General features: G+C 41.7%; 18 protein-coding genes. 11 read left to right on the top strand and 7 right to left on the bottom strand.

The features are described from left to right. The first annotated feature begins 39 nt into the window (after positions 1 to 39). A complete protein-coding gene (locus tag ACM5QX_RS28815) occupies positions 40 to 345 on the top strand; it encodes a hypothetical protein (protein WP_414756643.1) in 306 nt (101 codons plus the stop codon). Positions 346 to 447: 102 nt separating this feature from the next. Next, a complete protein-coding gene (rpaB, locus tag ACM5QX_RS28810; protein ID WP_414756641.1) occupies positions 448 to 1143 on the top strand; it encodes a response regulator transcription factor RpaB in 696 nt (231 codons plus the stop codon). A 49-nt stretch (positions 1144 to 1192) separates the two neighbouring features. On the opposite strand, the gene tnpA is transcribed toward rpaB, so the two are convergent. Continuing rightward, entirely contained in the window at positions 1193 to 1606 is a 414-nt protein-coding gene (gene tnpA / locus ACM5QX_RS28805) for an IS200/IS605 family transposase (RefSeq protein WP_414756640.1), read from the bottom strand. Between the two features lie 30 nt (positions 1607 to 1636). Here tnpA and ACM5QX_RS28800 point away from each other — a divergent pair, with 30 nt between their 5' ends. Further along, positions 1637 to 2929, top strand: a complete 1293-nt coding sequence (locus ACM5QX_RS28800; protein WP_414756639.1) for an RNA-guided endonuclease InsQ/TnpB family protein — start codon at positions 1637 to 1639, stop codon at positions 2927 to 2929. 91 nt (positions 2930 to 3020) lie between these two features. On the opposite strand, the gene ACM5QX_RS28795 is transcribed toward ACM5QX_RS28800, so the two are convergent. Further along, positions 3021 to 4520: a phytoene desaturase family protein gene (locus ACM5QX_RS28795; RefSeq protein ID WP_414756638.1), complete on the bottom strand. Its 1500-nt coding sequence runs from the start codon at positions 4518 to 4520 to the stop codon at positions 3021 to 3023. Between the two features lie 253 nt (positions 4521 to 4773). On the opposite strand from ACM5QX_RS28795, the gene ACM5QX_RS28790 reads away from it, so the two are divergent. Further along, on the top strand, positions 4774 to 5829 hold the full coding sequence (locus ACM5QX_RS28790; protein ID WP_414756637.1) for a glycosyltransferase: 1056 nt from the start codon (positions 4774 to 4776) through the stop codon (positions 5827 to 5829). 15 nt (positions 5830 to 5844) lie between these two features. On the opposite strand, the gene ACM5QX_RS28785 is transcribed toward ACM5QX_RS28790, so the two are convergent. Continuing rightward, positions 5845 to 6099 carry a hypothetical protein gene (locus ACM5QX_RS28785; protein WP_414756636.1) on the bottom strand — a complete coding sequence of 85 codons (255 nt, stop codon included), beginning with the start codon at positions 6097 to 6099 and terminating at the stop codon, positions 5845 to 5847. 240 nt (positions 6100 to 6339) lie between these two features. Between ACM5QX_RS28785 and ACM5QX_RS28780 the strand changes: the two genes are divergently transcribed. Genes ACM5QX_RS28780 through ACM5QX_RS28765 form a run of 4 tightly spaced genes read left to right on the top strand, consistent with a single transcriptional unit; the run spans position 6340 to position 7416 of the window. Next, positions 6340 to 6531 carry a hypothetical protein gene (locus tag ACM5QX_RS28780; RefSeq protein ID WP_414756635.1) on the top strand — a complete coding sequence of 64 codons (192 nt, stop codon included), beginning with the start codon at positions 6340 to 6342 and terminating at the stop codon, positions 6529 to 6531. Between the two features lie 43 nt (positions 6532 to 6574). Beyond that, complete coding sequence (locus tag ACM5QX_RS28775) at positions 6575 to 7075, top strand: thermonuclease family protein (protein WP_414756634.1); 501 nt, start codon at positions 6575 to 6577, stop codon at positions 7073 to 7075. Continuing rightward, complete coding sequence (locus tag ACM5QX_RS28770; protein ID WP_414756633.1) at positions 7072 to 7203, top strand: hypothetical protein; 132 nt, start codon at positions 7072 to 7074, stop codon at positions 7201 to 7203. Before ACM5QX_RS28775 ends, ACM5QX_RS28770 begins: the two co-directional genes overlap by 4 nt. A 30-nt stretch (positions 7204 to 7233) precedes the next feature. Then, positions 7234 to 7416, top strand: coding sequence for a hypothetical protein (locus ACM5QX_RS28765; RefSeq protein ID WP_414756632.1), 183 nt, complete (start codon positions 7234 to 7236; stop codon positions 7414 to 7416). 4 nt (positions 7417 to 7420) lie between these two features. Here the strand turns inward: ACM5QX_RS28765 and ACM5QX_RS28760 are convergent, their stop codons facing one another. From ACM5QX_RS28760 to ACM5QX_RS28745, 4 genes are all read right to left on the bottom strand, one after another. Beyond that, a complete protein-coding gene (locus ACM5QX_RS28760) occupies positions 7421 to 7693 on the bottom strand; it encodes a hypothetical protein (protein ID WP_414756642.1) in 273 nt (90 codons plus the stop codon). A 232-nt stretch (positions 7694 to 7925) separates the two neighbouring features. Continuing rightward, positions 7926 to 8177, bottom strand: a complete 252-nt coding sequence (locus tag ACM5QX_RS28755; RefSeq protein ID WP_414756631.1) for a hypothetical protein — start codon at positions 8175 to 8177, stop codon at positions 7926 to 7928. Positions 8178 to 8327: 150 nt separating this feature from the next. Further along, complete coding sequence (locus ACM5QX_RS28750; RefSeq protein ID WP_414756630.1) at positions 8328 to 8564, bottom strand: hypothetical protein; 237 nt, start codon at positions 8562 to 8564, stop codon at positions 8328 to 8330. Positions 8565 to 8587: 23 nt separating this feature from the next. Continuing rightward, complete coding sequence (locus ACM5QX_RS28745) at positions 8588 to 8794, bottom strand: hypothetical protein (RefSeq protein WP_414756629.1); 207 nt, start codon at positions 8792 to 8794, stop codon at positions 8588 to 8590. A gap of 134 nt (positions 8795 to 8928) precedes the next feature. Between ACM5QX_RS28745 and ACM5QX_RS28740 the strand changes: the two genes are divergently transcribed. The 3 genes from ACM5QX_RS28740 to ACM5QX_RS28730 form a co-directional block, all read left to right on the top strand. Beyond that, on the top strand, positions 8929 to 9495 hold the full coding sequence (locus tag ACM5QX_RS28740; RefSeq protein WP_414756628.1) for a GIY-YIG nuclease family protein: 567 nt from the start codon (positions 8929 to 8931) through the stop codon (positions 9493 to 9495). A 230-nt stretch (positions 9496 to 9725) separates the two neighbouring features. Then, on the top strand, positions 9726 to 10079 hold the full coding sequence (locus ACM5QX_RS28735; RefSeq protein ID WP_414756627.1) for a PadR family transcriptional regulator: 354 nt from the start codon (positions 9726 to 9728) through the stop codon (positions 10077 to 10079). 4 nt (positions 10080 to 10083) lie between these two features. Then, a partial coding sequence (locus tag ACM5QX_RS28730) for a WD40 repeat domain-containing protein (RefSeq protein WP_414756626.1) occupies positions 10084 to 10982 on the top strand: 899 nt, incomplete at its 3' end.

Raw genomic sequence — 10982 nt, 5'->3', positions numbered from 1 at the left:
AAAGAATAATTTGAGTTAGAAATTATCTAGCTTCACTACATATTTACCACTACCCAGCAACGGCTAGAGCAGCATCAGGCACGAGGACGCACGATAACGCTAAAAATTAAGTTCGGTGATTATCAGCAAATCACACGTAGTAAGACTTTACCTGACTATATAGGTGATATAGAAACAATTATTGCCACAGCGACAGCACTATTTGAAGCAGTTGAGCTAAAAAGTCGTAGTATCAGGTTGTTAGGGATTTCGTTGTCCAATCTGGAGAATGGGAAACAGACACAGGTAATTCAACTACCACTGTTTTCAAGTTCAGGTATAATTTTCAGCTTCAACAACGGATAAGCAAAAGCCCAAATAAGATATGTTGCAGTGGTAGTGGCAAAATTTAATGGCTCGGACATGATAAGGATGAGTTAAATTTCATCTCCTGGAGCGCTGTTTAAGTTGGAAAGTGGTACAGAAAAAATCCTGGTGGTAGACGACGAGGCAAGCATTCGCCGGATTTTAGAAACAAGGCTAGTGATGATTGGCTACGATGTGGTAACAGCTAGCGACGGTGAAGAAGCGTTAACAACATTTCGTATTTCCTCCCCAGACTTAGTAGTTCTTGATGTGATGATGCCAAAGCTAGATGGGTATGGTGTCTGTCAAGAATTGCGTAAAGAATCGGATGTGCCGATTATCATGCTGACCGCGCTGGCAGACGTTGCCGACAGAATCACAGGTTTAGAATTAGGGGCGGATGATTACATTGCCAAACCATTTTCTCCTAAAGAGTTAGAGTCAAGGATTCGCTCGATATTAAGGCGACGCAGCAGTAAGACAACTAGTGAGGGGATTCCCAACTCAGGGATAATTGAGGTAGATAATCTCAAAATCTACACGAATAAACGACAAGTTTACAAGGACAATGAGCGGATTCGGTTAACAGGATTAGAGTACAGCCTGTTAGAGTTACTGGTGAGTCACAGTGGAAAATCGTTTTCGCGTGCGGAGATTTTACAGCAGATATGGGGATACGGTGCAGAACAACACGCGGATACTCGCGTAGTGGATGTGCATATATCCAGACTACGCTCGAAGTTAGAAACTGACCCCAACCAAAAGCCTCAAGGGGTCGCCCATCATACCAAAGGTTGATGGGTGGGGAATTGAGGCAAACGTTCTCGCTCGTGAGCAAAGCGAATCCTTATTTTTGAGGTGATTGTTGTTGCTGCACATATTCTTTTAACTGCTCAACTGTGACCCCGCCACAACTAGCAACAAAGTAAGAACCTGTCCACAGCACAGGTTTTGTATACACTTGGCTCAAAATAGGTTCAAACTCTTTACGAATTAATCGACTAGAAACAGTTTTGAGGTTAGCAATAAATTTGCACAGTTCAATTTGTGGATGGTAACGAATGAGTAAATGTACATGATCAACTTCACCGTTAAATTCTACTAATGAGCATTCCCATTTAGTACAGGTATCTTTAAATATTTCTGCCAGCCTAGAAAGTATAGCTTCATTAATCACCTTTTTCCTGTATTTAGTCACAAAGACTATATGAGCAGTAAGAGAGTAAACTGATCGGAAACCTTTATCATATAACTCTTCCATTTATTAGCAATAAGTAATATAATTAGTAATATGATTCTAACTTACTGTTACCGAATTTTACCTAATGCCGCGCAAATAGCTTTGATGTCAAATACATTAGAGCTACTACGTCGTCATTGGAATTACGCCTTGGGGCAGAGGTTAGATGCACTCAACAGAAGTCGTTGTCAAATTGACCGATGTTCAATAATTAGTGAACCAATTGGACAAATCCCACAGCGAGTTAATTACTATACTCAACAAGCAGATTTAAAACAAACAAAGATACTGTTTCCCGATTACAAAAATATCTGGGCAGAATCTCAGCAAATCAATTTGCAGCGTTTAAATCAAGCGTGGGAACGGTGGTTAGTCCCAGACGCATTAGGGAAACGAGGTGGTCGTCCTAGATTTAAAAAGCCTGGGGAACTTAGGTCTTTTGTGTACCCACGAGTGAATTGCCCAAAGGCAGGTGCTAACCTCAAAGACGGCCTATTGAAACTTAGTAAAATTGGTGAGATGCCAGTCATCTTACACCGACCATTACCAGTGGGCTTTGTACTCAAAACTTGTACGATTGTGTGCAAAGCAGATGGATGGTACTGCTGCATTTCTATGCAAGATAATTCTGTGCCGCAATTATTACCACTTGATGAGGTTAAATCTGCTGTAGGGGTTGATGTTGGGCTAAAAGAATTTTTGACAACATCAGATGGAGATACAGTACCTATTCCACAGATTTATCGTCGCACTCAACATCATCTGGCACGACAACAACGTCAACTAGCTCGTCAACAAAAAGGCTCTCGAAGACAAGCTAAAAAGAAAAACCACATAGCCCGGATTCATCAAAGGATTGAGCGTACTAGGAAAGATTTTCATTACAAAACAGCACACAAATTAGTCAAATATTTTGACTTAATCGCAGTGGAAGACTTGAATATCAAAGGTCTTGCTAAAACACGATTGAGTAAATCAATTCTGGACGCTGCATGGGGGGCATTTATCAATATCTTGGAGGCAGTGGCGGTCAAACGCGGTGTCCGAGTAGTAAAAGTTAATCCTCATTCTACGAGTCAGAATTGTTCATCCTGCGGTCATAAAGTCCCGAAAACTCTGTCTGTTCGTTTGCATCATTGCCCGAAATGTGGATTATTGATGGATCGAGATGAAAACGCCGCAGTCAACATTTTAAATCGGGCAATTAGCGAGGTGGGACTCATCTTGTCTGCGCGTGGAGGCTTAGGGATTACCCAGCCTGTGAAGCGCGAAGCTGTTTTAGAATTTGATGGTTCTCAACTATCCGATTCTAGATTAGAAGCTCCCGTTATACTGTCAGGTTAACGGGAGAGAACGTCACCAATCCAGAATTTATTTTGACAAGTAGAAGAACTGGCTATCTTTTCCAAAGAATTACTCAAGCAGAACAGGATTGCTAAGACCCAGTTAAAGCAAAATCTTGATGAATAAATCCAGCAGCACTACGAGATGCTTCCAAAATAGTGAGTAAACCACTACCAGGGTGAACAGCACCACCAATCCAGTACAATCCAGCAATATTTTCTGAACGAATAGGTGGACGAAATGGCCCAAGCTGAGTCAAATTGTGGCTGAGATTAAACACAGCGCCCAAATGAACGCGATAATCATCAAGCCAAGTTTGTGCTGTGTAACACCTTTGGGTAACAATGTGTTGTTCGATATTGTGATATCCCAGCAAATGTAAACGTTTAAGAATAAAATCTGTATAGCTTTTTTGTTTAATATCCCAGTCAACAGCATAAGAAGTGTTGGGGATTGGTACTAAAACAAATAAAGTGCTGTGACCGGCGGGTGCATTAGCCGGATCGATAATTGAAGGATTACAGACATAAAATGGTGGATCAGTTTCATCTAGTGCTGAATCATCAACCCAAGGACGTTCAAGTCGGCGAATATTGTCTGATAAATAAATTTGATGATGAGGTAAATCTTCGTAGCGGCGATTGATGCCCAAATAAAGCATGAAGGTAGAGCATGAAAATTGCATTTGCCCAAGCTTGTTGTCAGTGTAGCGACCGCGTGCTGAAGTTGGTAACAAATGACGAACAGCATAGGCAAAGTCAGCATTAATTACCACTGCATCAAACTGATGGCGAGAACTATCAGCCAGTTCCAAACCACGAACTTGCCCTTGTTCAATCCAGATTTGGTGAACAGGCGAATGCAGATGAATTTTCACTCCTAAATCTTGAGCGGCATTAGCTAAACCCTGAGCTAATGCACGAAATCCACCGACTGGATGCCATACTCCTTGAGAAAATTCTAAGAATGGAATCAGGCTAAAGACACTGGATGCCACAGTCGGGTGCATTCCCAAATATTTGGACGGATAGCTCAGAGCATAGACTAAGCGTTCATCCTGAAAAAATCGCCAAAAGTGTTGATATAAAGTTTCCCAAGGACGAAAAGACAAAAACCGCATCAGTTCATCTGGGCGCAAGTAACCAAAAATAGAGCGTGCAGGGCTGGCTAAATAGGGTTTGTAACCTAACTCATATTTACGGATATGCTCACTATACCAGCGATCAAATGCTAGTGGTAAATCGGAGCGTAAGCTGGCCAGTTGGGTTTTGAATGACTGTAGATCCGAAGTGATATCCAGTTGAGTACCATCCCAAAATTTCAGGCGTGTATATGGTTCTAATCGTTTGAGTTGAACATAGTCGGCAAAATTCAAACCAGCTTCCTCAAAAAGCTCTTTATATAAGTGTGGCAGTTGGAGAATAGTGGGGCCAGTATCAAAAGCGTAGGAATCAACTTCAAAACCGCGCATTCTTCCACCAACACGTTCAGCCGCATCAAAGATTTCTACTTGATACCCGATTCCCGCAAGACGGATAGCTGTAGCTAAACCGCCAGGGCCTGCGCCGACAATTGCAACTTTTTTAGACATAGATGAACTCCTCATTTACTTAGGCAGCTTATATTTTTTAAACACTCGCTTAAGACAATCAAGGAAATTTGTTTAGTTTAGGTTCTAGATTTGCGTCATAAATTCTCATCTTTTCATTTTTCGGTTGATTTTCACCAAGAAAAATTTTGCTTGGTTTAATCTCAAAAGCCTAAATTGCAGTGCGATCGCTCATTCGTTACAGCAGATTTAGTACAATCTGTCAGTAGACCCCACTGACCAGTAGGAACAGCAATTGAACCCTAGTTCACCCACCGCACCAAGCCGAACGCTAAAGATTACGCTCCTCACAATCGGGTCGAGAGGCGATGTACAACCGTATTGTGCTTTGGGTATGGGCTTGAAACGTGCGGGTCATGAGGTAACAGTAGCAACAAATGAAAACTTTGAGTCATTCGTGAGGCAGTGTGATTTAGAGTTTGTGGCGATCGCCCCAAATATACAAGAGTTTCTGCAATCCCATCAAGGCCAGCGATTTATAGCAGGAGAAAAGCTCGAATCGGCACAAGAACAAAAGCTGCTTACTCAACAAATGCAATCGGCCTGGGCAGCTTGTCAAGGCACAGACGTAATCATCTACACGCCGCTAACAAACTGGGCGTATAACATTGCAGAGAAATTAGGCATACCTTGTTTCTTCGCATCAGTGATACCAATGACTCCAACCGGGGCATTTGGGTTTATGAAATTTGCTCACACGGCAAAAAACCCGCTTAAGAAAGTCATTAACTATGCCAGCTATTTCATTGCAGAGTTCATGTACTGGCAGAGATATCGAGAATTGATTAACACATACAGAACCGAAACCTTGCAATTACCTCCGTTGCCATATTTGGGCAAACGCTTCCGAATCAAAGCCCCAGCGAATGTAGCACGAATACCCGTACTGTATGGTTTCAGTTCACACGTTATCCCACGACCCCAGGACTGGCCCGTGTGCGTGGTCAAAGATGTGCCGCATGATTGGTTACTGCCGCAAGTGTCAGCAATGATTCATCATGGTGGTGCGAGTACAACGGCGGCTACTTTACGTGCAGGGATACCCTCAATTGTCGTACCCTTTTTTGCAGATCAACCAGTTTGGGGTGAGTTGCTAATGAAGCTGGGGGTGAGTCCTGCACCGATACCGTATAAGAAAGTGACAGAGGACAGTTTAGCAGCAGTAATTAAGGTAATGCTGGGTGATGAAGCGATGAGGTTGAAAGCCCAGGAATTAGGGGAGAAGATTAGGGCAGAGAATGGTGTGGTAAATGCTGTGGCAGCGTTTCATCGGTATTTGGGCTTACTATAGCTTGAGTCGATATCACTAAGGGAGCAAATTTTGCATTTTTTGCAACTGAGGAATATCTTCTTTTAAAAGAGGGCAAACGACTAGGGGCTTGAGATCGTCTCCATGAATAACCGCTTTTTCTCCAGATATAAACATAACCCAGTAGTTACTTTCCCCACCGAAAAATTCTGTAAGTGGAATATCATGACGATCTTCAACAACTAATACAGAATACCGTTTGTATCTACCGTGATTAACTTCTGCAATCGTACCTTCTTTGATCAAACCCATGAATTTATTCTCCTCAAAAATAATTTAGAAGAAAGCTAGATACTTGCAGGTGTAATTTTGAGGCTTGGTACTGATAGTAGTTATGATAGCAAATACAACAGGGATATTTACTTAAGATGCGATGTTGTGTTATGAAAACAGTTCAAGCACAAGCCAAAGTTAAGTTTGATGATTAGATGCAGAAAACTTACATTTGTAATCAATTCATAAGTTGAGATAACTCCATCCTGAAACAAACCCATGTCCCAAATGAAGGTTGATGAAGTCCTCTGCATCAACAGCAGTATCCTCATCGTCTATTACACCCCTGAAAAATGCTGGCAGTTCCGCATTATCAGCCGTACTGGGGGTATATTTGGCGAACAGAAGATATATTACAGTGCGGCGGCTGCGTTGCAAACTGGGTTGGAGTGGGTAAGGGAGGAAGCATAGGAAATGCGGTTAGAATGATAACTTGTTGTATAATTCGCCACAAATGAACTCGCCAGGAAGAACAGGAATTATTTTGGGTGCGATCGCCGCAGGAATAGGATTAATAGTCGTTGTGGTAACAGGGGGGCTAGTAATTCTCCAGGTAAATCAGTCAACTATCTCATTAACAGAAGAATGGACAGTTATCGACGTAGTTGATGGAGACAGATTGACACTTCGACAAGCCGATGGCAAACAAATAAATGTTCGTCTTTGCGGCATTGTTGCAGTATTAGACAACCCTGCCAAAGAAAAAGTTATATTGCTAGTAAAGGCGGCGGAAAATCAGGTGATGATCATCCCGGTGGAAAAAGATAGTGATGGTTACACAGTTGCTGAAGTGATGGCTAATGGGACAAGTGAGGTAGACATTAGCTTTGGGGAAGAATTACTCAAAAGTGGGTTGGCGAAAGTGCGAAAATCCGGGGTGGAATGCCCAAACCAGTTGTCTTTTGATCAAGCCGAGAAGATAGCGATCTCATCGAAGGTTGGGGTGTGGAAATGACCCCTCAACCTCCACTGCCACAACCCCAACTAGAGCCGGTGGGCATTACCTTTGACCAATATGAAGAATTTACTCCAGAAAAGTTGGAACTGTGGAACGGATACCTGGGGTACGGTGGACAAAACTAACTGGGGTTTCATTTGGCTGTGTTAAGAAATATGGGGCTACTCACAGCAATTCGTCACACACAATTGTCATTGTGGATAGAAGCCCTAGACCGTCATCTCAAAGAAAAATTAGAAACCATTAACAATCAACCGGAAGTAGCCGAAGCTTTGCTCAATCGCCTGAATCGGGCAATGGAAGATTTGGCAGCAGTGGCAGAGTATTTAGACGCATAGCAAACTAGATAATTTTTGATGCGATAATACCAATCAATACAACAAGACCTAGTGATCTGCGAAAATAATTAACGCCTTGAAATAATTCCATCCATGCCCAAGTAAATAACGAGCCATTTGCTACTACATCCAATACTGTATTAATCTTGCCAGTTGTAAAAATTAGAGCAAGTACACTGGTTACTATCCAAACAATAAGCGGCAGGTTTGGCATTTGAGCGATGACAACATTGCCATCGCTGTCACGGAATGTTTTATCAACTAATGTATTTTCCATCATTTTTAATTGGAATTATTTAATAGATTGAAACATTCAGGTAAATCTACTTCCCAGTATCTAATTGCTGAGATTAAAGCGGTAAAGACTATATTGAAAGGCATACTCACACCGAATCCGCCAATATGATGGATGCCATTTGGATATTCCCACTTTTTGGATCAATCTTTAGATAGAGCAATAGAGAGATGTCTACGGCGGTAAACTACGCTCAAAGCAAAAATTATTTGCGTCAAGAGGAACTTGGTTCATCTCTACCAATACCTAATTCTTTTAGCTTGGCCTTGACATCTTCCCATTTTTGACCGCAGTAGTAGTATTTTTTATCTCGCAGGTTTGCTAAATAATACCCAGCCTTACCGCCATTAATGCGGAACAATTCGATGGCTACATTCTGATCCGTTGTGCCAAATTGCTCGGCTCTATTGGTTAACTGCGTAGGCTCGTCAGTGGGGTTGTAAAAAACTCTCCCATTGTCTTTCACAAACCAGTCAACACCCGATCTCCTGTAAATTAGGTAGTGAAATGGAAAAACAATTTTAGACATAGGCTAAACTAAAACTAAGAATTAAAAGAGAAAGGAGAAGCCCCCAAGGGCTAGTTGAGGGCTTCTTTGATTTAGTCTAGGTCGAGGTTAGGATTCTTCATCTTCTTCCTCGATTCCTAGATTCTCGCGGACTTCTTCGCCAAATACGATCCGGCGATCGCCTGTTTCCCCATCTTCCTCAACCCATCTGTCTTGAGTTGTCTGGGTATCCTCATCAAGATGTTCATAAGTTTTCTCGATGTCTGGATCTTGGCTGTGTCCGTTTCCACCTGATTGAACTACTTTTATCACCTCCTGAATTGAGGGTATCAATTTTGCCCTCATATTTATAATTATCACCGATTCATCTAAATACGTAAACCGTTTTTGGAACTAGTTTTAGTAGAAATTAGAATTAGTTCACCGTTGGCGATCGCATCTAGCAACTGTCCTGTAGAGCCTTCGCTATTATATATATAGCCTAGCTTTTGAGCTATTTCTTTTAGTTTATCTGCTGTTTTAGGGTCTACCCTAGCATGAATATTAGTGCGGTCAAGCTTCTTTCTGCCTACCATAAATTATCATAAGTGGTTTACAGATATTTTAACAGCATTTTTTTACCTTCAGGTGATAGCGAACTGACAAGTTAGCGCTTGCTCTATCGCAAAAAGTCAGTTCTGGGGGATAATCTACTGGTTTATGATTGCCAGTGATAACCTTGGAACCCAATCAGTTAAACCTATTTTCAGATACCAAGCCAACACCAGCACTTAGAGCAGAAACACTGGTGATGAGTGCTGATGCCCTGGTGAAGTGGAAAGGGCAGATTTTGGATTATCAGCAACGGGTCAGGGGGAGTCAACCACCACAGCAAGTAACATTGTTTGACCTAGCCCCAGTGCATTGTGACTCAGAGGCGATAGACCCTTTCATGCTGCATTTACAACCAATGGCCTTTTACCGGATGCCAGATGATTTTGGACAAGCAGCTTTGTATTTCGTGATTGATTCTGCTGCTGAATTGTTGCTTTATGTTGGGGAAACTAAGCGGAGTAACAAACGTTGGCGTGGGACTCATGGCTGCAAAGACTATATCAGCAGTTACCAGGATTTACATCATCGCTATCAGATAGAGACGGCGGTTAATATTGGTTTTTGGTGGGATGCACCCATAGAGCGACGCGCACGGCAGGCGCTAGAGTTGAGCTTGATTCAACAGTGGCGATCGCCATTTAACAAGGAGAACTGGGAGCGGTGGGGGCAACCTTTTAAGTAGGGCATTTTCTTAGAGGATTGGGGAGCAATCGCTTAGAGCGAAGTGTCAAGCGACTACCATACTGGTTAGGACAAGTCTGCTATGGATAACTGTGAACCCCGTTTCTTCATCTGTCTGATCACGGCTATACATGAGCCGTAAGCTCATCATGGATATAATTTATAAAAACATAGACACTTATATGTTTTTATAGTAGTATCAAAAATATGAATTAAGGTTAAAGCTTAACTATGAGTAAAAAACAAAATGAATCAGAGTTGGTTAAGCTCTCAGCTATAGACGAGGATATTCTCACAGCTTTGCTGGGGAGAGAGCTTTACGGGCTTGAAATCCTAAATTTGCTCAATGATGAAAGACCAATACCAATTGGCTTCGGTAGTTTATACCCTGCACTTAACCGACTAGAGAAGAAAGGCTTAGTTTCGTGGCACTGGGGTGATGAGGCAGAAGAAACAGGCGGAGCGCGACGCAAATATTACAAAGTAACTGCTTTGGGTGTAACAGCTCTTAAAGAAGTACAGGAATATCGTCAACGTCTTGCGTGGCGGACTGGAATAGGTACTCCTGGAGTACAAGGAGCTTAACAAGATGAGCCAACAACAGCAGCAAGATCAAAAACTAAAAAGTTCGGGATTAAGGAAGGTTGGGTTTGCAGCAGTAGCAACTTCTATGTTGTCTATCGCATTCTCTGCAACACAACCTTTGTTTTTGCAAGCTAATAATTCTTATGAAGCTATTCCTGAAAAACGTCAATATGTAGTATCTAAATTTGAAGAACTTCAAAATGTCAATGAGGAGCTTACAAAAATTTCTGATGTTAACTTCAGCCCGGACGGACAAACGTTAGCATCTGCTAGTTATGATGGCACTGTAAAATTGTGGAATGTCGCTACTGGCAAAAATCTGAAAATTTTAGAAGGGCATTCAGACAAGGTTAATAGTGTCATTTTTAGTCCTGATGGAAAAACTATTGCTTCTGCTAGTGCTGACAAAACGATTAAAATCTGGAGTCAAGATGGTACTTTAAAAAAAGTCCTTCAAGGGTATGATGCTGAAGTTACTAATGTAAGTTTTTGTCCTGATAATCAAGTCATTGTTTCAAGCAATGCTGATAATACAATATCCCTTTGGAACGTTAATGGCAGTTTAGTAAAAACTTTAACCGTTGGTAATTCGATTCGCAACGTTAATTGCAGTCCTGACAGCAATATTATTGCCGTTACTAGCCATGATAATATAGTTAGACTCTGGAATAGAAATGGTCAAGAAATAAATAGGCAGGAACTGCAAACTTCCAATTTTTCTTCTTTAGGTAGTAGAGGAAAAATTTATTTTGTACCTCATCATAAGAATGGAGATGTTATAGGTACTGCTACTAGTGGACAAGGGAATGGTGGCAATATAAACATCAATACTAAGTCTCTGATTCTAGAGAATGGAGATGTTATAGGTACTGCTACTAGTGGACAAGGGAATGGTGGCAATAT

This window comes from Anabaena sp. CCY 9910, from assembly GCF_963920875.1.
GTDB lineage: Bacteria > Cyanobacteriota > Cyanobacteriia > Cyanobacteriales > Nostocaceae > Trichormus > Trichormus variabilis.
This window is presented reverse-complemented; position numbering and strand designations above follow the sequence as displayed.

Coding starts and splice junctions, on each gene's coding strand:
- tnpA (WP_414756640.1), bottom strand. CDS start 1,606: ATGGAAGAGTTATATGATAAAGGTTTCCGATCAGTTTACTCTCTTACT.
- ACM5QX_RS28800 (WP_414756639.1), top strand. CDS start 1,637: ATGATTCTAACTTACTGTTACCGAATTTTACCTAATGCCGCGCAAATA.
- ACM5QX_RS28795 (WP_414756638.1), bottom strand. CDS start 4,520: ATGTCTAAAAAAGTTGCAATTGTCGGCGCAGGCCCTGGCGGTTTAGCT.
- ACM5QX_RS28785 (WP_414756636.1), bottom strand. CDS start 6,099: ATGGGTTTGATCAAAGAAGGTACGATTGCAGAAGTTAATCACGGTAGA.
- ACM5QX_RS28780 (WP_414756635.1), top strand. CDS start 6,340: ATGTCCCAAATGAAGGTTGATGAAGTCCTCTGCATCAACAGCAGTATC.
- ACM5QX_RS28775 (WP_414756634.1), top strand. CDS start 6,575: ATGAACTCGCCAGGAAGAACAGGAATTATTTTGGGTGCGATCGCCGCA.
- ACM5QX_RS28770 (WP_414756633.1), top strand. CDS start 7,072: ATGACCCCTCAACCTCCACTGCCACAACCCCAACTAGAGCCGGTGGGC.
- ACM5QX_RS28765 (WP_414756632.1), top strand. CDS start 7,234: ATGGGGCTACTCACAGCAATTCGTCACACACAATTGTCATTGTGGATA.
- ACM5QX_RS28760 (WP_414756642.1), bottom strand. CDS start 7,693: ATGGAAAATACATTAGTTGATAAAACATTCCGTGACAGCGATGGCAAT.
- ACM5QX_RS28750 (WP_414756630.1), bottom strand. CDS start 8,564: ATGAGGGCAAAATTGATACCCTCAATTCAGGAGGTGATAAAAGTAGTT.
- ACM5QX_RS28745 (WP_414756629.1), bottom strand. CDS start 8,794: ATGGTAGGCAGAAAGAAGCTTGACCGCACTAATATTCATGCTAGGGTA.
- ACM5QX_RS28735 (WP_414756627.1), top strand. CDS start 9,726: ATGAGTAAAAAACAAAATGAATCAGAGTTGGTTAAGCTCTCAGCTATA.